Raw genomic sequence first — 26,690 nt, forward strand, 5'->3', positions numbered from 1 at the left:
TCTCAGTTGAGCTCGATCTTCTCGGTGCCACGAATGCTCACCTCGCCTTCCGTCACGATGTCGATGCGGCTGGCCGCCTCGATCCCGACGCGTCGACCTCGAACGTCGATGCGGCTATCCGCGGCAATGTCGATCTGCTCGTCCGCCTCGATCCCGACGCGTCGACCTCGAACGTCGATGCGGCTCGCGGACTCGACGTCGATCTCGTCGCCCTTGATGGCGAGCTTGGTGGTCTCGATCTCGGTGGTCGGGCCCTTGAGCACCGCCATGCTCGCGGTCACCGCCACGAGCATGTCGGTGCCCAGCTCGATCTTCTTGGCCGCCCGCAGCGTGGCCGCGTCCTGCTCGAGCACCAATGCCGTGCTCGGGCACGCGGCCGAGATCCGCGGGGCTCGGAGCACGATGCCGTCGGGGCGCAGCTCCAGGCGGCTGCTACCGCAGCGGAGTACGATCGGCTCGACCGACCGCAGCTCGAAGCCCCCTGCGGGTGCTTCGGGCTCCGTGTCCATGGGAGCGCTGGAGAGCTCGACGGGGGTCGTCACCTCCCCGACGTGCACGGCGTAGCCACCGCGAAAGCGGGCGGTCGCCTTGCCGCTCACGATGTGGCGGTGCTCGCCGGCCGTGATCGTGGTGTCGTCCTTGCCGACCCTCGCGATGCGCGAGCCCTCGACGGCGAGGGTTTGGTTGCGACCCACCTCGGTGCAGTGATGGGCGAGCACCTGCTCACGGAGGTTGCGCTGGGCATGCAGGAACACCTCCTCGGCCCCCGCCAAGTCCTCGAACGACAGCTCGTTGAAGCCCTCGCCAGCGATGGTCCGGGTGCGAAGCACGGTGCGGGTGGCGTGCCCGGGCAGCTCGTAGGGCGGCCCCGCTACGCCGTCGTGGACGCAGGCGCAGCAGATCGGCCGGTCGGGGTCGCCGTCGATGAACGACACCAGCACCTCGGTGCCCACCCGCGGGATGAACACTGCACCGAAGCCGTCACCCGCCCAGGGCGTGGCCACGCGTAGCCAGCACGACGTGGGCTCGCCCTCGTGCACCTGCTCGTCCCACAGCATGCGGACGCGGACGCGACCGAAGCGATCGGTGTGGATCGCGTCGCCGGGTGGTCCCGTGACCACGGCCGACTGCATGCCCACGGCCCGGGGCTTCGTCAGCCGAGGCGGCACGACTTGTGCTCGCAACGGCTGACACTCGAGGTCGTTGCCGTAAATGAAGGGCGCCCCCTCGGCTTCGCCCGTGTCGTCGGCGAGCGCTCGCAGGTCCTCGGCTCCCTCGATGGCCTCGCTCCCGAGCTCGCGTGGGCATTTGGCGCGAGCCTCGTGGCGAACCGCCATCACCACCCACGGGTCGCCGAGCTCGTCGTCGGGTCCCTCGAGCAACTCGAACACCGAGCCCGCACGCAGGCCGATCACATTGGAGCACGCGCGCAGCCGCGTCGCCGTCGCGTGGTCACGCCCCCGCTGGAGCTGCACCCGTCGCCCCATGCGGTCCGCGGCCAGTCCCTCCGCCGCCGCGGCTTCGTCGAACCGTCCCTCGTCCGCTTCCCACCACTCGCCGACGGCCGCGGGGTCGATCGTGCTGGTCTCCGAGCGCACCGACATCCCCCGCACCTGCCAGTCCCACGCCGTCGCCGTCCACTCTCGCCGCCGCAGCCGGCTCTGGCGACCCAGCGCGGCGATACCCTCGAACGGTAGCTCGTCGACGTCCTGGCCCACGAAGGGGATCCGCGGCGGCGACCGGTCGTCGTTCTCGAGCGGCTCCCGCCCCGCGTTGGGCAGCACCTCGTTGGCGTCGACCAGCACCACCGTCTCGACCCCCGCGTCGTGGTCGAAGAGCACGGTGATCCCATCGTCCGCGAGGATCCGCAGCACGAAGTCGAGATCGGTCTCGCGGTACTGGACGCAATAGTCCCGCGGCGGATGGAGCCGCAGCAGCCGCTCCACGCAGACGAGGCCACCGTGCTCGGCCAGCACCGGACCCATCACGGCCAACGCGATCTCCACCACGCACTGGCCCTGGAACATCCGGCTGCGTCGCGAGAGCCCGAGCAGGGCGAACGCGGGCACCACGTGGAGTTCCACCATCGGCTCGACCTCGCTCCCTTCGACCCCGCGAACGAGCTCGGCCTCGAGCACGATGCCGTGCACGGTTCGCCCATGGGTCCCGCGAGCGAGCTCGAGCACCACGCGCCCGCCGAGCAGCCCCTCGATCCCCGCCTTGGGCAGGGGGCCCATGGCCGTCACCGCGAGCGCGTAGGGAGCATGCAGGCGCTCGTCGAGCACGAACGACCGCACCGCCCACTCGTGCTCGTCCGGGTCGCCCCGGAGCTGGAGGTACAGCCGGACGCGCGGCGGCGGCAATTCGTCGAAGCCATCCGGGAGCGCGTCGTGGACCTGAACGTCATGCGGCATGGGGGGTGTGCTCCTCGGGTTGGATCTCGGTGGTGGCCACGGCGATCTCCAGCGCCCGGATCGCCCGCATGCGATCGAGCGGGTAGCGCTCGGGCGAGGCGACCACCGCCGTGTAGTCGAAGCTCCAGCCGTCCACGTCGCGGTGGGCGAAGCGGAGCTCGAAGGTCTGCTGGCTGTCGCGGGCGGTCGCGAGGTAGATCCCCACGAGCCCCGACGTGCCCATGGCCGAGCCCGGGGGGATCCGCTTGGGCTGGCGTGCGAGCGCGATCCCGTGGGTCCACAGCTCGTGGTGCAGTCGGTGCTGCCGCGTGTGCACTGGTTCGGGGCGGTCGTACTGCCAGCGGGTGGCGTCGATCCGCAGGCCCACCGAGCCCTGCGCCGCGTCGGTGGGCTCGGCCACCCATCGCGTCGTACCCACCCATGGGGGCGGCTGCGGTCGGGCGGTCCAGGACTCTGGCAAGCAGAACGCCATGTACGGCCCGCCGCGGCGCACCCGGGGCTCCACCTCGCGGCAGAACGTCGGCCGGTCCAGGGCCATCAGCACCCCGCACGGCCACAGGACGTCGTGCATCCGGTCCCAGGTCGAGGCAGGCCCGGCCACGTCGACCCGCAGCAAGCGCCCGTTGTCGACGAACCCGGTCGCGCGACGCACCTCCACGCGACGGTCGATCGTCCGCAGGCCGCCTACCTCGAAACGCGGGTGCCAGCGGGCCTCGAGCGGCTGAGCCATCGCGATCGACCAGCCCGCGAGCTCCCATCCATGACGCACCCACTCCACCGGGTCGACGTCCCACCGCAGGCGGGTGGCCGACACGATGATCCGCGGGCCCTCGATGTCGGGGTCGGGCGCGAAGAGCCCGAGGATCTCCGGTCGCCCCGCCGGGGCCTGAACACCAAGGCCCTGCACACGGCCCCAGCCCTTGGGGATCGGCAGGGAGTAGGCCAGGGTCGGATCGCCGGTCGGCACGATCGCCTGGCGGCGGTGGGTCTGCGCCACCTGCTCGAGCACGTGCGGCGCGTCGCGAAAGGGTGGGGCTCGTAGCGTGGTCATCGTCGGTCGTCCTCTCGCGTTGCTTCGGCCCAGAGCCGGGTCGGCCGAGCCACGCCCTGGGCTCGTGCGCGTGGTCCGTCGAGCACGAGCCCGAGGATTTCCTTGCGCTCGCTTGGCTCGGGCTCGATGCGGCGCCACGAGAACGGCAGGCCGGCGGGTCGTGGCGAGGGCTTGGTCCCGGTCGAGCACCAGCCCACCACTGGTCGCGGCGTCGGCCCGATCACCACCGACGGGCAACCGATCGCGATCGGGTTGAACCCGTGCGGCCCCTCGTCCACGTAGTCGCCGACCCGCAGGGCCGGGAAGCCGTTGAACTTCACCTTGGTCTGCGTCGCCACGAACCCGCCGCCTGCATGCGGTCCGAGCTCGGCCCGGAGGCACACGTGGCCGTCGCAGCTACGCAACGCTGGGCGGCCACCGATGAAGACATTGGAGCTGCCCGGGCCCGGCGCTACCGGACCGCCGTGGAGCATCACGTCGCCCACCCGTGCCGCGAACCCGGCCTCGGGCGTGAGCACCAGCTTGCTCCACTGCTCCAGGCACCCGCTCTCGCTCCGGTCGAAGCACCACACCGCGTCGTCGACGTCGACCGCGAGGAGGTGCTCGGGGTGCTCGGCTAGGTCGACGAGTCGCTCGAACACCGCCGGCTTGCTTGCTCGCAGGGAATCCCGAGATGCGATCATCGGCCGGGGCCGGCCATCCGCACGCGAGCGCCGTGCGGCGTCCCGCAGAGCCGGATCGAGCAACGCCCGAAGGGACTGGGCTCGGTCGTCGTCGAGCCATTCCACCGTGTGGGTCGGTTGCTTGCCCTCGGGTCGAGGCTTCCTTCGACGGAAGCGCTCGGGAAGTCGCACCGCGTGCACGACCTCGGTCAAGGCATCCCAGGCGCCCAGGGTTGGGTTCACAGGTGGGGGGTGGAGGGTCATGGGTACTCGTTGAAAGGTCGCTGGGCGCAGACGCATCGAGGACGCAAGAACCCGACGCAGCCACGGCAATTGGCCACGAGCGAGGAGCGGCGCCCTTGGAGGAGGCGACTATCTACGGTGGGTGTACCTACGGGGGCTCGTGATGATCACTGGGGGCAAGCATGTCCCTCCCGCCGCCACCGTTCGGCAGCGGTCGTGGGAACGTCGACAGCCGAAGGAGTCGAGGGAAGGCCCGGGTCGTTCCCTATGGAACGTCGGCACCGGCTACGTCCGGCGCGCCATCGATCTGTGGGCGAGCTTGATTGTCGATATCGGCCGGGGGATCGCCGTCTTCCCAGCGCGCCGCGTTGGCGACGGAAATCGGTGGCATCGTCAGGTGGAAGTCGCCGCCGTTGTAGTCCTGGAACCAGGTCGTGCTCATGTCACCGAGCGCGAGGTTGTCCGTGCCGTCGAGCAGGGCTTCGGCCGCAGTGTGGCTCGCGGAGGCACCCGGGCATACGACCTCGGGACCGGCGTCACGAGACACGACCAAGCTGTTGCGCACGGTGACCGTCGAGGCCGCGTTGCACGTGATGGCCGTGCTGGCCCCGAGGTTGGCGCCTAGGGTCGAGTAGAGCACGTCGACCACGGCGCTCTGCGAGTTGAGCACGTTGGAGTCGACGCCGGCTCCGACGAAGCAGTTGCGGAGCACCAGCTCGCCTCCCTGCGCCGTGATGCCGCCGCCAGCGTTCCCGACCACGCGCGCATCGTCGAGCCACGCCTGCCCCCCGACGAGCAGCATCCCGGGGTGCATGGACGACCCGTTGTTCGAGAGGCGCAAGCCGTCGATGAGCACGGTGCCTTCGTTGACCGTGAGTTGCGGCGCTCCGCCGCCGATGAGCGCCCACAGAGGCAAGTCCCCGTTGCTCGCCAGGAGGCCGAGGACGCGCCCTCCACCCACGGTCACGGGCTCGTCATAGGTGCCCTGGTGCACGATGATCGTGCCCTCCGCACCCGCCACGAAGCTACCCACGGCCGCGCCGATCGACGTGAATGTCTGGCCCGGCCCTACGTGCACGATCGCGCTCCCCGGGAGGCAGGCACCGGTGAAGAGGTTGCACGCCGCTTCTCCGCACTGCTCATGGGCGCTACAGCCCACACATGCGTTCGTCGCGTCGTCGCAGACCGGCGTCATCCCCTCACAGGCGGTGGCGTCCTCCATGGTGCACTGCACGCAGACCCCCGCCTCGCATACGGGCGTCGTGGGATCGAGCCCTGCGCATGCAGCATTCGGATCGGACATCTGCTCGCAGCTCACACACTCCCCAGCGGGATCGCACAGGGGCGCCGCGACATCGGAGCAGTCCTCATCGACGATGCACGGCCCGTCGGTCGTCGTCGTGGTCGAGCCCGTGCTGGTCATGCCGTCGGTCTCGCTCGTCGTGCCCTGGGTGGCGTCACCGGAGCTCGAGCCGCCCGAACTGCTAGAGCTATCCACCGTTTCCGGCTCGCCCACGAAGTGACACGAAGGCCCGGGCATCTCCTCCATACACCCGTCGTTGTCGAGCACGCACGCGTCGCAGAACTGCCCTTGCCCACGCTCGCGGCAAGTCGCGTCGCCGCCGACGTTGCTGCAATGGCTTGGGATCTCGTAGGTGCAGGCACCGGCGACGATGCCCAGGACGAGCCCCGCGAGGGAGGGGCTGATGCTGATCGAGTTCGAGGCACGCATCTTTGTCACTCCTGCTTCCTAGAATCGCCCCTGGAGGCTGAGGCCCATGCGCTCGCCGCTCACCCACGGCGTGAGCGCGGTCGTGGCCGTTCGTAGCTGCTTCTTCTCGCGGCTCCAGCGGATCAAGCCGACCGCAAGCAACGCCCCGCCGGCTACCAGCGCAGCCCCGCCGATCGCGGTGACCGTCCAGCCAGGCGTGCGCGTCTGGTACCCCTGCCGCGTGGGACTGTTCAGATCGCCGATGATCGTGTCCTCGCGTAGCGCGAGGGGGACCCCCACCGCCAGCCCCACGACACCGGCCACCGCCGTGGCACCGCCAGCCCACACCAGCGGCCCAAGCTTGGGGTTCTCCTTCGTGTCGTCACCTGCCGCCTCCGGCTCGGGCTCTGCTGGCTCGCTCGCCGCCGCCGGCTCGCTAGAGGTCGGCTCGGCCGCTCGCGCCTCTTCCTCCAGCCGCGTCACGGCCGAGTGCAGCGTGACACCCACCTTGTTGAGCAGGTGTCCATCCGAGCATCGCGGACAGTCGAACCCCCACGACGCATCGGGCCACGGCTCCCCGCCGTGCTCGATCGTCACGTCCACACGGTTGTCGAAGACACCCGCGCCCTGTGCCAGCGGCCGCACCACCACCACGATCCGCGGATCGGCCTCGCTCGCAGCCGGCTGCACACCACGCTCGCGGAGCACATCTTGTTCGAGCCGCGAGAGCACGTCGGTCATCGACGGCCCCCCGTCGCCGAGCGCCGAAGTGTCGATCACCAGCGCCGCCCGCAGCTCGGTGCCCTCGCTCGCACGTCCTCCCGCGGTGGGGGCCGCCGCAGCAGGCATCGCGATACCCAACGCGAGCACCACCGCGAGGCCGCGCGCGACTAGTCCTTGACCCAATCTCATCGTCCCATCTCCTTGCACTTGTCGACCCACGCCACGACCTGGGGATCGTCGCTATCGGCTCCCGCCTTGATGCACTCGTCATGCTTGCCGGACCGTGCCAGAGCCTCGACGCGGAGCCGCCGGTACTCGGCGCGCCCGAAGCAAGCCCGCTGGTCCTTGATGAGGAACAAGATCCGCGACCAGCCGCCTTCCGCTCGCATGGCCGAGATCGAGTCCTGGAGCAGCTCGCACTCCGCCGCATTGGAAGCAGGTCCACCGGCCGAGTCGTCCGCCGAGTCCTGGTCTGCGCCGGCCTGCTTGCCACGCTGCCGATCCTTCTGCTGTACGGGAGCTCGCTCCTGCCTGGCGCGCGGGCGGGGTTGGCCGAGCGCCGGATCGTCGGCACCCGTGCTCGAGTCGTCCTCCCCGGTCGTGTCCGATGTGCCCACGTCGGGCGACGTCGAGCCCCCGGAATCCGTGGCGGTCTCACCATCCGCCTCGCCATCGCCAGCCTTGGAGAGCGTTGGCGACGCCGACCACGGCTGAGGCTCGGGAGGAGGGGGCTCCCCCGTTTCCGCTTCGTTGCCCGCGTGAGAAGGCAGCAGCAGCGTCCCGCCGAGCCCACCAGCCAGCACCACCATGACCACCGACGCCACCAGCCAGCCGTTGAGCCCACGCCGCCAGCGTGGCGCGGGAGATAGAGCGCGCCCTGTCGGCTCCGTTTCCTCGTCGATCCGTGGATTGGTCGCCGCCATCGGATCCATGGCGGTCGCATGACGGTCGATCGAGGCCACGAGGGCCCTGACGACCGCCGTCATGGTGGGCCGCGCTTCGGGTCGTCTCTGTGTGCAAGCAACGACGAGCGCCTTGAGCTCGTCCGATTCGATCTGGTCGAGCATGGCAGGCGGCAGAGCCCAATCCTCGCGGGTCACCTCCACGAGGTACTCATCTCGCGACATGCCCTCATGTGGAGTGCGTCCGGTGAGCAGCTCGACGAGCAGCATCCCAAAACCGAACACGTCCACCGACGGATGCGGATCGGCGTGATTCGCCACTTCGGGCGCCATGTAGCCGGAGGATCCGGGGATCTGTTCGTGGAGCGTGAGCCGTGGCCGTGGATCACTCTCGCCGTGGAGCTTGGCGACTGTCGCCAATCCGAAGTCCAGGATCTTCGCGACCCCGCCGCTCCCATCGTCGGGCTCGGACACCATTACGTTGCTGGGCTTGATGTCTCGATGCACCACCCTCGCTCGGTGCATCGCTTCCACGCCTCGGGCGATTCCCAGCGCGATACTACAGGCTTGCTGAGGGTCGAGCCGTCGATGCATCGCGAGCAAGATGTCGAGCGAAGGCCCGACGATCCGCTCCATCACGAGGTAGGGCGCGCCGTCTTCGCCTCGCAGACGTCCCTGGGCCAGTGTGGCCACGATGTTCTCGTGGCGACCGACCTTGACGCTGAGCTCGTACTCGTTGAGGAAGCGCTGGACTCGGTCGCGGCGGTGGACCAAGCGCCGACTCATGATCTTGATCGCGACCTCCCGCCCCGTGAGTTCGTCGGTCGCCCGATAGACGGTTCCCATGTTGCCGCGCCCGATTTCCTGGCAGATGCGATAGCGGGCATCGACCACCGTCCCGGGCTCGAGCCCATCGGACAAACTGGGGTTCGCCGCCATCACTCTTCTCCCCCAGGTCGTGCCGTGTCGCGGACCAGGAGCCCGCCATCGGAAGCGGAGAATTCGTAGGTTCGACCGGGAGCGAACTGCTGGATCCCGAGGTCCTGCCAAGCCGCGCTGTCGAAGCTACGCCAGCGCATGCGGTATGTTCGCGGCATCGCTTCGATCTCGTTACCCGGTGAGATCGTAGTCCAGGTGCCTTCCCACACCTGGATCTCGACCTCGATACGCTGGCCCTCCGCGACGACCAGGGAGGCGCGATCGGAGTCGGGGTTGGCGGCGGCCGGTGGACCCAACGAAGCAAACAACCCCAGCGCGCCCATCGCTCCTACGCACAATGCGAGGCCAGCTTGGATACCGGCGCGGCCGTGGTGGCGACACGATGCTCCCCGGCTGCTACTTCCTCAGCGGTCGTTGCCCGCGGCCTGTGCCGACCTTCCGGTAGGCGAAACACGTCGGTCACCGCGAGACTGTCCGAGCTGATCTCGCTCGGTCGAACGTTCGCGGCGTTCTCGTCGGCTGCTCGCGTCTGCGCTGACTTGCGAACCTCTGCATCGCCTTCCCCTTCTTCCGGCTGGGCTTCGGCATCGGCGGCTGGCTTCCCATGGTGTCCGGCATCGGCCTCGGCTGCCCCCATCAGGCCCGCAAGCGGCCACGGTCGGGCCCGCGGTATCGAGCGCGATGTCTCCTCCGGCCGGGAGCTCAGCCTCCCTGGTACCGGCGGCCTGGCGACGAGTTCCGTGGGAGTGCGCTCGATGAGCTCGCCTTGGCGAAGCCCGGGCTTCCTGTTCGGTTGCGCATCGGGGAGGTGGGGGGCCTCGGCCTTGGGTGGCTCGGCGTGCTCCCCATAGTCGAGATCCGCGATCTCGTCGGGCACCTCGAAGTCGCCCAGCGTCGAGCCCGACATGGTTGCGCGCGGACCGAGGAGCGTCGCGATGAGCTGTCCGGCCATCTTCTGTTGCGCGACTACGGGTCCAAGAACCGCGAGCCCATCACGGGCCATCTGAAAGCGATCCCGTGGCTCGGGCTGGAGCAGGCCGTCGTGAAGCCTACGCAGCTCGTCGGGAATGGCGGGGCGGGTCAGTGTTGGTACGCCTCCGCTCTTGATCTGCTCGAGCATCGCGACGCGCGTCGTACAGCCGGCGCGAAATAGCGTACCTTCGATCAGCTCGTGGAGGATGGCCCCCGCGGCGTAGAGATCGATCGACGTGCTGAGCTTGCCCTGGAGCTGCTCCCAGGGGACGTAGCGGAGCTTGCCGGCGTACTCTTCCGTCGACGTCTCCTCCGCCAGGACCCGAGCGATGCCGAAATCCATGAGCTTGACCTCGCCATTGACGGAGATCATCACGTTCTGGGGTGAGACGTCACGGTGAATGATGCAGAAGGGCTTGCCGCCGTCGCGAAGCGTGTGGGCAGCGTCGAGCGCGAGCAACAGACCATGCATGAAGTAGCGGATGAGGTCGAAGGGAAGCGGCTGCTTCATCAACCGCAGGCGCTCGGTCAGCTCGGCCAACGTCATGCCATTCACCCACTCCATCACGATGTAGAGGCATGGCTCGATGGATGCCGTCAGGACGCGGCAGATGTTGGCGTGGACGAGGCGCATCGAGAGTCGGGCCTCGTCGAGGAACATGCGCTGGAAGGCCACGTCGCCAGCCACTTCCTCGGAGAGCCTCTTGATCGCGCACGGCGCCACCATTCCGTTGGGGCCGAGCCACTGCGCCCGCCATATCTGCGCCATCCCGCCCTTTCCAATGGGCTCGATGAGCTTGTAGGGGCCGATCTTTGGTGGACGCGACATCGTCATCGGGGTGCCGGAGGAAGCTCGAGGGCACGCAGGACAGCACCGGCTGCACGTCTCGACTGCCAGGGTGTGGCAGGTGGGCGCCATTGGCCACGGGGACCTTCCCACGCCTCATCGCTCTTGGGTGCTCCTGCGCAAGGGCAAGTACCGGGCCGACCAAAGCGCGAAATCGCGCTCCCGTGATTCCAGGCACTTGGACAAGTCAAGGATCCCTGGATCTGGTTCATTCTTGACGCCGAGAGTTGCCGGCGATGGCAACTGCCGTGGCCACGTCATCCGGGCCACATGGGCTCGAAGGGCTCAAGGAGCCTCTGAGACTCGTTCTTCGCGGTGGCTACGCAAGTAGCCGGTGGTGGCTGGTCTACCATCGTTGCCATGTCCAGCCCTGGTGAGCAGACGGAGCTCGAGCGCTTCATCGCTACGCGGATGCTTCGGCGCGAGGGTGATGGGCGTCATGAGCGCATCGCGAAGGTGACCCTGCGCCTCATCGGTGGTCCTCACGCGGGTCTCGTCGTCGCGTTCACCGGCGATCGCATCGAGGGTGGACGCGGGCCGGCCAACGACCTCGTGCTGCGGGACACTTCGGTGAGTCAGTCGCACTTCGAGTTGGAGCTCGGTCGCGATGGGGTCTGCCTTCGCGACCTCGGGAGCACCAACGGTACATGGCTTGGGCCCGTGCGCGTGAGTGAGATCTGGATCCCGGAGAAGACCGTGTTCACGGTGGGCCAGACGGACATAGAGCTCAAGTCCACGCGGCGCATGCGGGTGCCCGTGTCGAAGGTCGATCAGCTCGGGCCGCTGCGGGGCAGGAGCACGGTGATGCGCGAGTTGTTCGTGAGTCTGGAGAGGTTGGCCGAGACGGACCTCGACGTGCTGCTCGAAGGGGAAGTAGGTACGGGAAAACGACTGGCGGCCGAGGCTCTGCACAAGCGGTCGAGGCGAAGCGGGGGGCCGCTCGTCGTCTTCGACTGCGGGGAACGGGAGCCCCCAGAGATAGAAGCGGCGCTGTTCGGGCTGGACGGGCACGAGGCGGAGCTGCGGCGCCGGGCGAGAGGGGGGACGCTGGTGCTGCGGCAGATCGGGGACCTACCGATGGAGCTCCAACCTCGACTCTTGGAGTGGCTCGAGTGCCGGGATGCCGCGAGGGAGTCGGGCGACCTTGCGGCAAGCGACGACGTGCGGCTGCTGTTCGTGTCCTCGCTCAGCCTGCGCATGTTGGCGGCGGAGGGGCTGCTCTATGAGCCGCTGTACAAGAAGATCGCCGATGCATCCGTTCGTGTGCCACCGCTACGGGAGCGCTCGGGGGACGCGGTGTATCTCTTCGAGCACTTCTTGGTGGACCTCGCGCCTGATCGGATCGTCGAACTGGCGCCAGATGCAGCGCGGGCGCTGCCGCTCCATCCGTTCCCGGGTAACGTGCGGGAGTTGTACAACGTGGCGATCCGGGCGCTTGCGCGGACCACAGGATCCCGTATCACTCGGCGAGATCTGGCGTTGGGCGACATGCAAGGGTTCGGAGGATTGTCCGCCCTCGCGGCCCTACCGCTTCGCGACGCCAGGGAGCGATTCGTACGGCGGTACTTCGCAGTGCTCCACCGCGAGACGGAGGGGAATCTCGCCGAGATGGCTCGTCGATCGGGCTCGTCACCATCGACGGTTCGACGGTTGCTGGCCGATGTTCAGCAAGGGCACCTGGACCCCCCTGGGGACCTCGGTTGCTCGCAGCGCCGGTGACGGAACGCTGCGCTGATCAGCTACGACGACGAGTTGTTTCGGTTGGAGGGTGTCCACTGAAACGGGGGAATTCCAATGGCTCCCTCGCCGCGGGCTCTACGTTTTCGTTCCGGCGGTCGAGGTTCAGGAGCCCGTCCAACGCGACCAAATCGTGGCCTAGCTCGACTGAATGACCGACTTGGTCTCATTGCAGTCCATGCAAACGAACACGTAGACCATGCCGCAGTCGGCGATGCAAACGTCGTCGCCGATGGAGTCGAGTTGAGCGTAGAAAGTCATTCGCTCGCCGCACTCAGGGCATTCAGGCCATATGGGGTCTTGGAGGAAGTCAGGATCACCCCCGAGGCGGTGGCGGGTACCCACTTCCGCATCGGCCCACTTGAAGCCCTGGACCTTCTTTGCTTCATCGGTGAGAGGCTTCGCTTCAAGAGCGAAGGGCGGAATCTGGCGTGCCATCGTACTTCCTTACCTGTACGGGCCCATCGGGAGCCCGCCGAGCCCATAGTCATCCATCATTTTGCCGAGGTGCTGGTGAACCTCTTTCGTCGACGCGTTCGGGTTCGCGTTAATGAAGTCCTTCCAGCGTTGGTTCCATCTGCCCGGCATGTTTCCGAGTCCCCGGCCGTGAATCCCCTTCAAGTGGGTGGTATTGTGCGGAATCGCAACGGTGAAGTCGTCGATGTTGATGCCGTGCTTCTTGAAGAAGTTCCCGAACTGCCGTGGGAAAAGATGGTGTCTCGCCATCTTCGCCGCCTGCGGCAAGGCCTTCGGCGCCGCCCGTGCGGCCTTCCGCACGTCCCCCGCCGCGTCAGCAACGTCGGCGACCGCATCGACCGCATCCCCGAGTCGCTTGCCAGCCTTGCCGCCGGGGATGAGGCCGAGTAGCCCCTCCGCCCCGGAGGACATGAGCACGTCGAGGGTGTCCTCGCCATTGTCGAGCCGTTGGACGGCATCGTACACCGACTTCAGCGTCGATACGACCGGGATGAAGTCGGTCCCGATGTCCGCCGCGGTGCGGGCCAAGTCGTCGATCGGGGCGTCCCAGATGTAGACCGGGCCGCGCTTGGTCACCCCCCCGGAGCAGGCGGAGATCTCGGCGCACATGTCCGGGGTCACCCGGATCGTGAACTCCGGCGTACCGCCGGGCTGTCCGGCGTCGCTGCCGTGACGCGTGTGGCCGGCCGTGTGCGGGTTGTGGCTCGGGCCGCCCTGGCCGATGCCGTTGGGGGCGTCGAACATCGCCACGGCGCGGTTCCACGAGTCCAGTGCGGAGCTCGGGGAGTTGGGATCGGGCACGACGATCGGGCGGTAGCAGTGGGTCTCGGCGCCGCACAGTCGCGGCAGCGCTCGCACGTCGTCGTCCGAGCTACCGAAGCTCGCGGCGTAGCCCGTGGGGTCGGTGGCCACGAGCGGCCGGTTGTGCACGTAGCTCCAGCGGTTGTACGCCTGACCGTCGAGCGGCGAGACCACCAGCGGGTCGGGCGAGAAGAACCTCCCGAGCACCGGGTGGTACATGCGGCCGCCCATGTCCACCAGCCCGGCGTCGAGCCGCGCGGGGTGACCGGTGAAGCCGACGCCGAGCAGGTCGAGCACGTCGTCGTCGATCGGCTGCGTCCAGTCCTCCGCGTCGCGGGCCTGGCCCCATGGGTCGAACGAGGCGCGGCGGATCACCGCGCCGGTGTCGTCGGTGACCACGTCGGTCGAGCCGAGGTGGTCGTCGTGCAGGAATTCGATCGCATCGTTCCATACGCCGAGTCCCGCCGGCGCCCCGAGTTTCGTGAATCCCCCGAGCCCTGGCGTTCGCACGATCTGCGCCACGGTGCGCCCGGCCGCCGGCACGCGGTACGTCAGCCGTAGCGCGCCCGCGATCTCGCGACGCTCGTAGAGGCCCTGCATCACTACCGTCAGATCGTCCTCGAGCGCCGAGTGCCGCGAGAACCGATTGCCCTGCGCGTCGTAGCGGAAGTCGAGCGTCTCCGCGCCGTCGACGATCTGCCGCACCTTGTCGAACGGCGTGTACGTGAGCGTGCGGCCGCCATGGTCGACGACGTTGCCGCGGGCGTCGTAGCCCATCAGCACGGGCACGCCGATGCCGTAGGCGAAGAGCCGCCCGTCCTCGTAGACGTAGCTGCCCACGTCGGTCTTGTGGGTGATGTTGCCGACGTCGTCGTACGAGACGTCGACGACGCTGCTCCCGAGTGCGCCGGTGACCGACGCCTGCGTCAGCCGCCGTAGGTCGTCGTGCTCGAACGCCTCCTGCTGCCCACTCACGAGGTCGGAGCGCTGCTCGATCTCGCCCCACGGGTGCCAGTCGTAATCCAGGCTCTGCACCAGGTTGCCGGGACTGTCGGTCTGCACGGTGGTGGGCAGGCCCGTGAGCGGCTCGTAGGTCCGGGTGGTCTCGAGGCCATTGCCGAAGCGCTCGAGCGTGAGGCGACCGGCCTCGTCGGCCTGGAGTGCCGACCACAGCACCGTGGCGCCGCCAACCCTGACTCGGCGCAGATAGCCGGCTCCATCATAGTCATAGTCGGCGCGCAGGCCACGGTCTCCATCCACCGACGGGTAGTGCAGCGTCTGCAACCTGTCGCCGAGCCCGTAGTCGAAGTGCAGCTCCAGCGCCCCGGGCACCGTGAGCATGAGGTCGGACACCGTGACCGTGTCCAGACGCCCCGAGGCGTCGTAGCCGTAGGTGGTCAGGATGTCGTCGGGGCCTTCGCTCGTGTGGAGTCGGCCGGGCCGGATGACGTCGTAGGTGTGCGTGGTGTCGCCGTCGGCGTCATGGCGCTCGAGCACGCGGCCGAGCGCGTCGTACTCGAATCCGATGACCTCGCCGGCACCGTCGGTCTGCTCGAGCAGCTCTCCAAAGCCGTTGTAGACGCGGGTTCGGGTACCGAAGGAAGGATCGGTCTCGGTGACGATCCGGCCCGCCACGTCGTGCTCGTACGTGCTGACCCAGGGAGTCTGAGGATCGGTGCAGTCCCGACGGACCTCGCCGAGTACACCGAAGGCGCCGTACTCGAAGCAGGTGCTCGTCCCATGGGGATCGATGCTCACCGCCACCCGCGAGGCGGCGTCCGTCTGCAACAGCGAGGTTGCGCCGCTCTCGTCCGTGTGGGCGGTCTGCACTCCCTTCGCCAGCAGTCCGTAGGCCAGGTGCTCGGTGCCGCCGTCGGGGTGCTCGACGTCGGTCACCCGGTCGAGGCCGTCGTACTCGGTGGTGGTGTAGGCGCTCGGCTGCTCGGAGACCCAGGTGGGGAGGCTTCGGCGATGCACGCGGCCGCGCCCGTCGTAGAGTGTGCTGACGTAGATCTCATCCCCAGGGCCGCCCGTGTTGATGGGCACCTCGTCGAGCGCCTGCATGCCCCACCACGCCTCCTGCATCACGTGACCGGTGGCGCCGTAGTCGGTGGTGAGTTCCTGGCCATCGGGCGCGGTCGTCCGCACGCGCAGCGCCGACTCGATCTGGAACGTGTCATCGTGGACCGGACCACCGAGTTCGTACTCGATCGTGGTCACGTGCCCATCGGGCAATCCCATCGGCGACACGCGTCGCTCGTGCCGGGTGGGTCGCAGGAAGCCGTCGTAGCGATGCACCCAGGTCACCCCGTCGGCGGCGACCTCGGCGACGGGTACCCCCGTGCCGGGCTCGTGGATCACCCAGCTCTCGTGCCCCGCCGCATTGATCATCGACTCGGGATGCACGCCCTCGGCGTCCCACTTGGTGGTGGTGGTGCGGACGTCGCCTTGGAGGTTGGCGAGGGTGGTGGAGATCACGTTGCCGCGACCGTCGTACCCATACGTGGTGTCGAGCCGCGCCACCGTGTCGTTGGGGGCGAAGGTCGAGTTGGTGACGGCCCCGGTCGCCGGATCGTAGGTCGCGGTGTGAGCACGCTCGACGCACTCACCACTCACGCAGCTCTGTTCGCTCCACGCCTGCGCACGGCCCACGATCCACGCGGCCTGATCGTCGAGCATCGCATCGACCTCGTAGATCCGCTGCTCGGCGTCGTTGGTGGTCGTGGAGGAGACGATCGTCCCCAGGCCGTCGCGCTCCAGCTCGATCGTGAGCCACTGGAATCGCTCACTGGGCCTGACCTCGCAGTCGATCGTGCAGCTCACGTCCCGCACGAACACGTCCACGTCCTGGCGTGCGGGGTAGGTGAACATGGTGTCGCCACCCAGGCGAGGCTCGACCACGGTCTGCAGCTGCTGCTGCGTGCGGGTGAGCCAGTACTGCACCGCCCCCGCGTCGTCGACGACTCGGCGCTGCTCGAGCTGTTCCACCGGGCGACCGGCCGTGGGATAGTCGGCGTGCTGCTCGTCTCGATCGTAGGCGTAGCGGATCCACGTGTGGTGATCGAGCTGCCCTTCGCGCCAGCGCTCGACTTCGGAAAAGCCCAGCAGGCCGTGGCCCCACGCGTCGACCACGGCATCGTGGTAGGCGTAGCGCTCGACCTCGAGGTCGGCCTGCGGGTTGGCCTGCGTCGCATGCCGGGTGACCACGGCCATCGCCCCCTTGGCGCCCGTCCGCGGGTAGGTGTGCGGGCCCGCGATCCCATGAGCACCCGCCGTGGAGATGGTCTCGTAGTCGATCTCCACGGTCGCCCCGAGCCCGTTGGTGATCGTCGTGACGCGGTTGTGCGGCTTGCTGTAGTTGGTGGCGAAGGTGTTGATGAGGTACGGCCAGTCGGCGGGGTTGTCCTCGACGTACCCGAGGAAGGTGATCTGCGCACGTTCGTGGACGGCCGGGGCGAGCGTCATCACCTGGAGCCGCGTGGCCGCCTCGGTCCGCTCGCGCCAGGTGGCGTCGTCGGTGTACGCGGGCCACCCCGATGGGATCCCTGCCACGGCATGATCGGTGTACGTGCCGTCGCCGTTGGAAATCACGGCCGTCCAGCCACCACCCAAGCCCGACGACGGCAGCAACAGGTCGACGATCCCGTCGAGATCGAAGTCGTAGAGCTGCGCGGCCTGGAATCCGAGCCACAGGTTGGCGTGCGGGTTGCCCTGGAACGTGTGCATCGGCGGGCCGGGCTCGAAGCCGTCGCCCGTGTTGACGTAGGGGCGGATCACCGTGGGGAGGTTGGCCTCGACGTCGCTGCCACAGACGATGCCCTCGCCCCAGTGCCCGCCGTCGTCCAGACCCAGGGGCAGCTCGGGGTTGCCGGGGTGGTCGCCCGACGCCAGCTCGTAGCGCACGACGTCGACCAGGCCATCGCCGTTGACGTCGGCGAGCTTGTCGAGCCCCAGCCCCGCGCTGGCGACCGGCCGACCGAAGACCGCACGCGAAAGGCCGTTGCGGCAGCGGCGGTCGTGCCAGCGCTGGTATTGATCGCGCGGCAGGCCCGTGGGCTCCAGCGTGCCCGGAGGACCACCGGGCTCGAACGCGAGCGCGAGATAGTCGGTGCGCTGATCCTCGGGCAGCGGTAGGTACCCGTCGTGATACGCCTGCGGGCTCTCGAAGTCGGCCGGGACCGGCATGGCGGCACCCGTCGCGTAGGCGGGGACCACCAGCAGATCCTGTCGTCCTCCCCGAAGGCTGGTCACGAGCAGCTCGTCGTGCACCGAGCAGCCCACGCCGCTGTCGTAGGTGGTGAAGTGGTAGTGGCCCGAGGCCGCGGCCGGGTCGGGGCCGCGCTTGGCGAGCACCCAGCGCCCGCTCTTGTAGCCCTCGCCCTGGCACAGCCACAGATCGGTCAGGCCATCGCCGTCGTGATCGAGCGGGACCACGGTGTAGATCGGTGCGCCCGAGACCCCTGCGTCCTCCTCGACGAACGACACGGGCTCGCTGAAACCGGGCGGGGCGGACTCGCCTTCGGGCGTGGCGGCGACGGCCACGACCACTTCCTTCGCGAAGCGATATCCCCATGCATCGACCCATGGCCCGCCCGTGAGGTCGCGTCGAGGAATCAGCAGATCATCACGAAGATCGCCGTTGGCCTCGATCACCATGATCGAGAACCCCGGCTGGAGCCGGTCGAGATGCACCGCAGCGGCGGAATCGACGAGGGCCTGCTCCTCCTCGGCCGTGAGTTCCTCGTCGTCTGGCACCGCGGCCAGGGCCGCGTCCACCTCGGCCTCGATGAGCGCCTCGACGTACGCATCGCCCTCGGGCAGCACCGTGGGCCACGACACGACGACCGGCGTGTCGAGCAGGTCGAGCTGCGAGGTGCCGTCCCAGGCCCTCCAGCCCGCGTCGGTGAAGTACAGCAGGTCGTGATCGGAGTCACCGTCGAAGTCGCCGACCAGGCGCGTGGGTGAGCTGGCGAACGGCACCGGATCGTCGACGAGCTCGGCGTCGGGCCCGAGGAACACGCCGTACGGCACGAAGCTCATCGCGAGCGAACCCGCAGCCCCGCCCGGAGCGCTCCACTCGAACGTGGTCTGGGGCAGGCACGCGCCCGCGGCATCGCACTTCTTGACCCATTCGATCCGGCTGCGGCCGGAGAGCGGGTCGAGGTCGTAGCTCAGCACGTAGCTGGCGATCACCTGCGCGTAGGGCCCCTCGACGGTGATCGTCTCGAGCCGCTCGGTGCGACCCTGCACCACGCCCGCCACGTAGCCCCAGGAAGGATCGGTGCGACCGACGTAGCCGAAGCGAACGTGTCGTCGGCTCGCCTCCGAGCCCTTGCCCGCGTAGGCGATCTCGTCGAGCTGCAACGTATAGGCATCGGAGCCCCCGGCGGGCTTGGGAGCGTGATACCGGTACTCGATGCCGTTGCCGAAGCGATCCTCGGCGCGGCGCAATGCCCATACCCACGGCACGGGATCGCCGTCGATCTCGTGGAACAGCATGGCACCGGGCTCGCCCAGGGTGAGGACCCGGCCATCCTTGGTGAAGACCTCGAAGTAGCCGTCGCGAGCGTCGGTGTCGGCGTGCTGAACGATCTTCGCGAATGGATCCCGACGCGTGCGGTACTCCGCGCCGTTGAGACCATGCACGCCCGCGACCAGCATCAGGCGCTCGTCGCCCCAACAAAGAGGATCGGCCAGCTCGAATTCGAAGGGGCCATTCGTACCGTCGAGCGCGAGCGAGCGGTTGCAGCGACGGATCGGCGGAGCGATCCCGCCAAGCGAGAACCCGACGCCGAGCGGGCCGTCTTGCGTGGTACTTCGATACTCGAGCGACAGCTCCGGCGTCATCGCCCCCACGCCCGGCGCAACGTCGAGCGGGATCGAGTAGACGGCCTGGCCGGTCGGCGTGACCCCGGAGCGCCCAGGCAGCGTGCCAACCTCCGTAGAAGGATCGAACGCGACGGCCTGCCCGCGAAGCTGTGCGACCTCGTCCGCGAGCGTGACCGGGGGTGGTGGCGGTGGCGGTGGCGGTGGCGGTGCCACGCCTCCGCGTGGCGCGACCTCGGCCGCGGAGGGGCCACCGCCGCACGCCGGAGCGAACAGCAGCGCGAGCGTGGCGATCGTGAACGTGGCGCCAAGAGAACCAAGCATGGCCAGCCGATGCGCACCCGACGACCACGCCCATGTACGGATCAAGGTCGCAAGGAACCGCCCACAAACACCTTCTGCGCGCAACGGTCGACCCAGCATCATCACCTCCGTTGCCACCCTGCTCCAACGATGCGAAGGGGCAAGCCCGCGATGATCGAATTTCTAAAAAGCCAACACCGGGACGCCCGGGTCGCCCATCCGCACGACTTGGGACGGCGTGGCCCGCAGTGGAACGCAAAAGACCAGCGACTCGCGGTTGCGCGCACCGCTCATCGCCTCCTGGGACATAGAGCACGCTCACCCGGGAAGTGATTGCCTTAGCGCAATCGGGCCCGAGCTCACTCGACCCGCGTGCTCGATACGAGCCGGAGTTGGTAGGCGCCCGTGGTGGGTGACCGTGCGCGGATCGAGTAGGTGCTCACGGCCGACTTCACGAGTCCATCTCCCACCGATGGTCACCTGACCGGGTCGGATCGCAGCGCCTTGAGCACGTGAGGCGGAAGCTCCTCCGTCGGCCCCTTCTGGATCGTATCACCGCTCGCCGCGTCCATGATGTAGTAGACGCCCGCGTGCTCGTCGATCTCGACGAGCACGTCCCAACCCGCCTTACGGGTCATTACTGTCATTCGACGGACCTGCCCCTGCCGGCGCAATTCTCCATTGTGTGGCGACAGCTACCCATGTTCCTACGGCTACCTCCGTAGGGATATTGCGGACAATGAGCGGGAACCCCGCCTCGACCAAAATATCGAACTCAGACGCAGCGGTCCTCGACAGATCGATTTGACCCCAAAATTGCACCTCATAATTACTGGCATGCTCGTTCGCTTTACGCCACTCATTGTCGGAGAGGAAGAACACAGGGTCTGCCCCTCGCGAGCCCTTGACTTCGATTCTACGAATCGGCAGCGAACCACGATCCTCAACATCCCAACCGAGTGAACTGAAGTCGCGGGCGACCCAAACAATGTCCGAAGGATCTGCTGCCGAACGCTTCTCGTACTGGACCGTATACATCTCTGCTCGCAGGCCAATCTCCTGTCGCTCCCGAGCCCACGTAGGCATCTCCGGCGGTGGAGGCAACAGTGCCCACACGCTACCAAGATCCTTAACGAGCGCCCGCGGGACCACGACTTGCGGAACTCGCTCTATATCCCACCAACTGAGCAGTCCGAGAAGTTGAGGTGCCCTCGACCGGGCGATCCGGTGCTCGCAGGCGAGATCTCCGTTTGTTAGTGTCCTGCTCGACTCGATCAAGTGTCGCGCCTGATCATGCATCAAGCCCGAGCGGATCAAGGCGCTACCAAGCACTGTTCGATCGTCCCGCCGCAGCGCTCGTACCACACGATCGCCTTCCCGCGTCCGTCTTACGGTTCCGTCCTTCTCGGACACAAGGCCACACGCTTCGAGTACTCTCACCAGCACGCCTATTTCCTCTCGGTCTCCACCCACCGCGTTCCAGACATCGTCGACGATCTCATCTTTCCGTGAGACGAGCTGAGACGACGGACAGACGCCCGCCAAAACGCAGAGGCGTTCTAACCTGACTCCTGTAAGCCACGACGCATCAATGCGCAACATTACGAGGCCTCGCCTAGAAGGAAGCGCAATAGGGCGGCGAGGTCATCTTCGTTGCCTTCTGCGGCATCAAGCGGATCCTCTGATGTGCTAAAAGTGGCCAACTCGGCTCCTTGCAGAAGCTGAAGCATTGTTTCCTCCTTCTGAAGGAGCGAGGAGTCGACAAGCTGATCAATAGTTCCTCGGCCATCGAGTGTGGCATTCAGAATATGCACTTCAACCTGAACACCTAAAGGGAGCCCAAGGCGATGAATTCGATCAATGGACTGCAAGAACAATGCGCAATCGTAAGTCCGATCGAGGTATATGGCGATCCAACATGAACGATGAAGCGAGATCGACTCTGAGCATGATGCAGGATTCGCAACAAGAACAGCGGCTCCCTTGGTATCGAGAAATCGCTCGATCACACGCTCACGTGTTTCTGGCTCTTCGTCGCTAGTGGAAGATCCGATCGTTGGCTCGCTACCGGCTGCAATGCGCCCATCGACCTGAAAGCACTCGATAGCACGCTCTCGCACGCCTCTAGCAAAGTGATCCAGGTTTGCAATGAAGTTACTCCAGCAAACTACCTTCCGCCCCTCCGCCGCAAAACGGTCCAACAGTCGAAGTGCATAGACTGTTTTTGCCGGGGTCTCATGTTCGCGGTAGCGCACCAGGCGTTCCATTAGTGACGCGCTCGAGTTCTCTAGACGTGGAAGTCGGTAATTGGCATCTTTGCGGTTCAGCACTTCTGGATTCGATGCTGCTTGCAACAGTCGAATCGGCCGACCACGTCGCAGTGCCTCAATCTTCTCTGCCCACATTTCTATTCCCACAACTCGCTTACGAAAGTAGCTTTCGATTAGTTCATAAATCTCGGCCTGAGTTCCCGCGAGCGGCACGTCGTGCCTGGTGATCGTATACGGTGCCAAGCCAAGCGCATGCTTCGGCGTTCGAGACATGAAAGGACGGATATCTTGCAGAAGCGAGCCGAAGTCTCTGTCGACACGGACGGCAAATCCGTCTCGGGGGCCCGTAAGCTCACCATCTGGCCACAGGATGTTGAGCTGGGTATATAGATCCTTTCCGCTCTGCGGCATGGGTGTACCAGACAAAATGATCCGAACTCGTGCTTCCTTGGCAATCGCCACGAGGGCGGGAGCCCACGTGCCACCTTGAAATCGCTTCACACGGTGCGATTCGTCAACCACAAGCATCGTTCGATAATTTTGACAGAGATCTATGAGCGATATTCGGTCTGATGCGGCCGTTGCATAGCTCACCAGGACAATATCTCGAGGGCGTACCGCCTTGTAGGCGGCACGGCGCTCAGCCGCGGATCCGCGGACACGTCTCGTGCGCAGCTGCGAGCCAAGCGCCACGGCTGTCTCATGCTCCCAAGGCGCGAAGCAAGAGAGTGGTCCGATTACAAGAACAACCTCGACGGTACCACTCGCGACATGGGTGGCAGCGACGGCGATCGTTGTCGCTGTCTTTCCGGCTCCCGGTACGGAGAAGTTCGCTGCATTTGTTGCGGTGAGCGCGTGGACGACGCCCTGCTTCTGGTGTGGGAGCAAGCGTCGTTCGTTACGCCAGCCCTGCGTTTCTAGCGTCCCTTCGACTGCGTCGATATCTATAATCGCTCGACCGGAGAGTAGCGCCTCGGCAGCTTCGCGAGTGCGTTGGAAGCTCCGCTTTCGTTCCAACGCCCGCTCTACCTCGTCATTCACAAGCCCATCGCGCGAGACCTTCCACCCCTTCGATTCGAGAAATGTGTTGATGCGGACGACGAGCTGGCTCAACGGCCGCCGACGTCGAGGACAGCGCCAACCGCCGTCGATCGCAATTGCACCGAGTGAGCCAAGGAAGAACAGTCGCGCCACACGATCATTGACGACGTCACGGCCTAGGACCACAACGTCATCGCCATCAACTTCGATCGTGACCTGGCCAGCCATCCTATCTCGCCTTGGCCTTCTTGGCCGTCTTCGTCTTGGCCGTCTTCGTCTTGGTCGCCTTCGTCTTGGCCGCCTTCGTCTTGGCCGCCTTCGTCTTGGTCGTCTTCTTCTCGGCGACCTTCGCCTCGGACGCTTTCGCCTTCTTCGGCAACACAGATCTCGCCACCTCGGACCACTCGATCAGCTTCCGGAGCGTTCCTGCAATCTCGCCGTCATCATCATGTTCTAGAGCGTCTTTCAGTTTTCTTGCGTCTAGAGCTTCCAGGCGGTCCAGTGCTGTGATTAGGATTGAACTAATAGAGCGTTGCGCTGCCTGGAAGCCGTCGACCGCATTTTTGATCGCCGTACTTACTCGATCCTGCGGGTAGTTCGGAACGACGGGTCCAGGTTCATCATCTTCCTCCTCATCATCCTCATCCGGCGGCTTGCTGATAATCTGCGGTTCTGCCAGACGAGCGCCTCCACCCGCTCCTTCCCATTTTTCCTCCTCTTTGGTGATCGACGCCAGCAGCCTCCGATAGCGCGGTCGGTCTTCTACAAAGATCCGCTTGAAAGCTCGGATGTCCTCGTGTTTGTTTCCCGCACGGATCGCGGCGAACGTGAGCCGTAGCATATCTGGGGCGTCATCGGGATAGTCAGTCTCCATGTGCAGCATGACCTTCCCTATGTCGCGGAAACGCTCAACTTGACGAAGAAGATCTTGGTATTCTCCAGGCTTGCCGGCGTCCTGTAGGAAGAGGTCCATGTATTTGATCGCTCGCAACTGAATCGCCGCGTATCCTTTGTTGCCCTTCGCAACGTGTTGCAACTGAGTGGCGACGTCATCGATGGAGTCGGGATCGTTCCAATCAATCTTGCGCGCGTCGGCAGCGGCCTTGAGAGTTAAAAGCAAGTTGATGTCTGTGTAGCGAATCTTCAGGTTTTCGGTCAGTTGCTCACGCTGCTCCATCTCAAACAGGTCTCGCTCATTCACCTCCTTCTCCACCAAGATGACTGCATCGACGAACTCGAGCCCCTGAACCCCTCTCTCACCTCGCAGCCGAAGCAACATCGCGAGTCGGCGGTTACCGTTGCGAACGGTTCCATCTGGACGGATCCAGAACGGTGTCTCCTGTCCGCGTGCTTGCCAGTCTGCTCGTAATGCCGCGGCGTCCTTCGTCTCCTTTCCAACAACTTGATCGCCGTCGACATCCACGCCGTTGTCGAGCAAAATCGAGATCAGTGCTTCCACATCTTCCGGGATGTTCTCAGGATCGAGTTCACGTCCCAGCTTGGACTGGACAAGTTTGCGCTCCGCCTGGAAGCGGTGATTGTCCACATGGAGCATGAGCGCTTCAACTGGGACGCGATAGACATCGAACGTTTTCCAGTCATCCTTACACCAGAGCCTTACCTTTTGGTCAGTGGATGTCCGCCGCAACTCGACTGCCTTCTTCCGTTCGCTAGCCTTCATGTCTTCTCCTCGATGCCGATGTGTTCCGTGCAGTAGGAATCGTGCCGAACAAACCGCGCAATGCGCCCAGTGCTACCTTGAATGCCTCAAGATCTGTCTTTCGAATCGTCAGAGGTTGTACCGCTCGGCGCCATCGACTGATCGATGGGCTACGCCCGGGGCGACAGAGGCCATCGGGACGACATACAATGACCAGGTCCCACTCGCATGCCCCGGCGGCGCCGTGATGCCCCATGTGTGGGTCTGCCAGCACCGGCCACATTGCAGTGATACATTCGCCGGCAGACGCGAGGGCCTCGGCTATTGCACGCCATGCGTTGTTGGAGCCAGAGTGGAATGTGAACGCGAACGGAGCACACGGCTTGAGTTTACTTCGCAACGCTGCGATTGCGGCCGCGAGCGCGGTGGCAAACGAGGCAACGGGATCGCTAGTGTCAGGTAGTAGCGGTGTGCCCTCAATGTCCCCGAGGTCGAGCCAAGCACGATAAAACTCCGACAGTTCGCTGTACGCGATGTAGTCAAAGTACGGTGGATCGAAAAATGAGAAGTCGATCGGGTCAGGGGACACATTGGGACTCAATGCTGAGGCGCATCGAATCTCCGATCGCAGTGTGTCGGCGAACTGGAACTCCTGCGTGTATACTTGTTGGGCTTTCATACCCCACGCGGCACGACGAACAACCGTTCGCGTCTCGGTGAGGCGCTTGCGCAATATTCTGAGAAGCGTGCCTCGACCTGCCGTCGGGTGCAACGGATTGAGTTCGGCAGACAGGGCGGGCAACGAATAACTACGGACGCTGAAGAGCGCCGACAACCTTCCGTAGTCGGTCGCATAACCGCACAAGCGGTTGTTGAACGCAAGTGCATGCGATGTGGCAAGCATGAGCGCTTCTTTGACGTGGTCATTGGCGCGACAGTCCCGAATCCAACTGAACGCAAGGCCAAATGTCGCTAGCTGGCGAGTGTAAAAGAGATCCAGATGACTCTCCGCTCCATAGCTCAGCGGTCGAGGATCGCGACGCGGCTTCGTGAAGGTGCCCTCTGGAAGCAGCAGGTCCGCCCGATTGGTGTCGACAAACGCTTGTGCACTCCGAACGCGCGCGCGGTCACCTCTATGTGCAGCCCGAATACGCCGTCGCTTCGTCGCATGAGTCTCCTCCACAGCAAGCAGCCTGGGCTCCGCTTTGAGTGTCTTGAGCTGGGAGTGGTCGGCGTGCTTTTCACACGATGGACAATGAAATTTTAGATTGGAGAACGTTGACTCCCGGATGTCATGGTGGCCACAGCAGGTGAACCGCTTGGCTGTTGGCGACGCCAGATGGTGGACATCGAAGCAGTCCGGGCAGAACACCGTCTGAGCAGAATCACGAACGACCGCGCCGGTCTTCCTCATGTCCCGGGCGATAACGAGACTACGGTAGAGCGGCGCCTTGGCCTTGCAACTTGGGCATGCTACGATGTAGATCCAGAACCAATGGAGAGGTGTCCACTCGGACTTCGGCGAGTGGTATAAAGTCTCTAGTCTTGAGCAGAGATAATCGGCAAGTCGTTTGCCGTACTTGCTCAAGGTTTCCACGTCGGGCGGCGACAACTCGTGGCGCGCGATCAAGCATGCAAGCGGGTCAATGTCCGTACCGCTTGCCATTGCCCCTAGCCGAGCCGCTTCGACGACGGTGCTTCCCCCACCAAGAAACGGATCGTGAATCCTTTTCCCGAAGAGATGGCCGCCGGGGTCGGCGAACGTCTCCCAGAACGGCTTTCGCGACACGGTTGGTGCGGAGAACGCCGCCAGTAGCACCCCCCGGACCAGGGCAGGGGGACGACGGGCCCACCAGCGGTGGACCCCATAGCTCGGATCACGTCCACGACGGTCGGCCTTCGTCAGGAGCGACAACTCCCGAAATGGGAAGCCCCGCTCGAGGAGCGTGGGAGCAACGACTGGCGAGTCAAGTGGCACCTTTGCCCGCGGTGCGTCATGGGCTGCGACGGCCGCTGCTGTTGTCGGGGAATGCATGAACGGCGTCATGGTAACACGGGGACGCATGTGGGCAGCCGGGACCCCGGCCGGCGCGACGCATTGCGAACGCATA

General features: G+C 65.9%; 17 protein-coding genes. 2 read left to right on the plus strand and 15 right to left on the minus strand.

The window, feature by feature from the left end:
- Nucleotides 1-2: 2 nt before the first annotated feature.
- The 8 genes from OEB96_RS03290 to OEB96_RS03325 form a co-directional block, all read right to left on the minus strand.
- Nucleotides 3-2,414 carry a type VI secretion system Vgr family protein gene (locus tag OEB96_RS03290; RefSeq protein WP_266213952.1) on the minus strand — a complete coding sequence of 804 codons (2,412 nt, stop codon included), beginning with the start codon at nucleotides 2,412-2,414 and terminating at the stop codon, nucleotides 3-5.
- Nucleotides 2,404-3,465 carry a hypothetical protein gene (locus OEB96_RS03295; RefSeq protein WP_266213953.1) on the minus strand — a complete coding sequence of 354 codons (1,062 nt, stop codon included), beginning with the start codon at nucleotides 3,463-3,465 and terminating at the stop codon, nucleotides 2,404-2,406. The genes OEB96_RS03290 and OEB96_RS03295 overlap by 11 nt, the downstream gene beginning before the upstream one ends.
- Nucleotides 3,462-4,391 (minus strand): PAAR domain-containing protein, encoded by a 930-nt coding sequence (locus tag OEB96_RS03300; RefSeq protein WP_266213954.1) that lies wholly within the window; start codon nucleotides 4,389-4,391, stop codon nucleotides 3,462-3,464. Before OEB96_RS03300 ends, OEB96_RS03295 begins: the two co-directional genes overlap by 4 nt.
- 244 nt (nucleotides 4,392-4,635) lie before the next feature.
- Nucleotides 4,636-6,102, minus strand: coding sequence for a right-handed parallel beta-helix repeat-containing protein (locus tag OEB96_RS03305; RefSeq protein ID WP_266213955.1), 1,467 nt, complete (start codon nucleotides 6,100-6,102; stop codon nucleotides 4,636-4,638).
- Nucleotides 6,103-6,120: 18 nt separating this feature from the next.
- Nucleotides 6,121-6,993: a hypothetical protein gene (locus OEB96_RS03310; RefSeq protein WP_266213956.1), complete on the minus strand. Its 873-nt coding sequence runs from the start codon at nucleotides 6,991-6,993 to the stop codon at nucleotides 6,121-6,123.
- Complete coding sequence (locus OEB96_RS03315; RefSeq protein WP_266213957.1) at nucleotides 6,990-8,645, minus strand: serine/threonine protein kinase; 1,656 nt, start codon at nucleotides 8,643-8,645, stop codon at nucleotides 6,990-6,992. The genes OEB96_RS03310 and OEB96_RS03315 overlap by 4 nt, the downstream gene beginning before the upstream one ends.
- The gene (locus OEB96_RS03320; RefSeq protein ID WP_266213958.1) at nucleotides 8,645-8,968 is read right to left on the minus strand and encodes a hypothetical protein; all 324 of its coding nucleotides are present in this window, start codon (nucleotides 8,966-8,968) and stop codon (nucleotides 8,645-8,647) included. Before OEB96_RS03320 ends, OEB96_RS03315 begins: the two co-directional genes overlap by 1 nt.
- A gap of 5 nt (nucleotides 8,969-8,973) precedes the next feature.
- Nucleotides 8,974-10,446, minus strand: a complete 1,473-nt coding sequence (locus OEB96_RS03325; protein WP_266213959.1) for a serine/threonine protein kinase — start codon at nucleotides 10,444-10,446, stop codon at nucleotides 8,974-8,976.
- Nucleotides 10,447-10,875: 429 nt separating this feature from the next.
- Here OEB96_RS03325 and OEB96_RS03330 point away from each other — a divergent pair, with 429 nt between their 5' ends.
- Entirely contained in the window at nucleotides 10,876-12,183 is a 1,308-nt protein-coding gene (locus tag OEB96_RS03330; RefSeq protein ID WP_266213979.1) for a sigma-54-dependent Fis family transcriptional regulator, read from the plus strand.
- Between the two features lie 156 nt (nucleotides 12,184-12,339).
- Here the strand turns inward: OEB96_RS03330 and OEB96_RS03335 are convergent, their stop codons facing one another.
- The 4 genes from OEB96_RS03335 to OEB96_RS46590 form a co-directional block, all read right to left on the minus strand.
- Entirely contained in the window at nucleotides 12,340-12,639 is a 300-nt protein-coding gene (locus OEB96_RS03335; protein WP_266213960.1) for a YwqG family protein, read from the minus strand.
- A gap of 9 nt (nucleotides 12,640-12,648) precedes the next feature.
- A complete protein-coding gene (locus OEB96_RS03340; protein ID WP_266213961.1) occupies nucleotides 12,649-19,629 on the minus strand; it encodes a DUF2380 domain-containing protein in 6,981 nt (2,326 codons plus the stop codon).
- Nucleotides 19,630-20,084: 455 nt separating this feature from the next.
- Nucleotides 20,085-20,246: a hypothetical protein gene (locus tag OEB96_RS03345; RefSeq protein WP_266213962.1), complete on the minus strand. Its 162-nt coding sequence runs from the start codon at nucleotides 20,244-20,246 to the stop codon at nucleotides 20,085-20,087.
- Nucleotides 20,236-20,907 (minus strand): DUF3883 domain-containing protein, encoded by a 672-nt coding sequence (locus OEB96_RS46590; RefSeq protein WP_407674607.1) that lies wholly within the window; start codon nucleotides 20,905-20,907, stop codon nucleotides 20,236-20,238. Before OEB96_RS46590 ends, OEB96_RS03345 begins: the two co-directional genes overlap by 11 nt.
- On the opposite strand from OEB96_RS46590, the gene OEB96_RS03350 reads away from it, so the two are divergent.
- On the plus strand, nucleotides 20,887-21,120 hold the full coding sequence (locus OEB96_RS03350) for a hypothetical protein (protein ID WP_266213963.1): 234 nt from the start codon (nucleotides 20,887-20,889) through the stop codon (nucleotides 21,118-21,120). The genes OEB96_RS46590 and OEB96_RS03350 overlap by 21 nt on opposite strands.
- Nucleotides 21,121-21,209: 89 nt before the next feature.
- Here OEB96_RS03350 and OEB96_RS03355 read toward each other — a convergent pair whose 3' ends face one another.
- From OEB96_RS03355 to OEB96_RS03365, 3 genes are read right to left on the minus strand one after another with little or no spacing between them, the layout of a single operon-like run.
- On the minus strand, nucleotides 21,210-23,147 hold the full coding sequence (locus tag OEB96_RS03355; protein ID WP_266213964.1) for a DEAD/DEAH box helicase: 1,938 nt from the start codon (nucleotides 23,145-23,147) through the stop codon (nucleotides 21,210-21,212).
- 1 nt (nucleotide 23,148) lies between these two features.
- On the minus strand, nucleotides 23,149-24,600 hold the full coding sequence (locus tag OEB96_RS03360) for a hypothetical protein (protein ID WP_266213965.1): 1,452 nt from the start codon (nucleotides 24,598-24,600) through the stop codon (nucleotides 23,149-23,151).
- On the minus strand, nucleotides 24,590-26,398 hold the full coding sequence (locus tag OEB96_RS03365; RefSeq protein ID WP_266213966.1) for a hypothetical protein: 1,809 nt from the start codon (nucleotides 26,396-26,398) through the stop codon (nucleotides 24,590-24,592). Before OEB96_RS03365 ends, OEB96_RS03360 begins: the two co-directional genes overlap by 11 nt.
- Nucleotides 26,399-26,690 lie beyond the last annotated feature (292 nt).

This window comes from Paraliomyxa miuraensis, from assembly GCF_026337845.1.
In the GTDB taxonomy this organism is placed as follows: domain Bacteria; phylum Myxococcota_A; class Polyangia; order Nannocystales; family Nannocystaceae; genus Paraliomyxa; species Paraliomyxa miuraensis.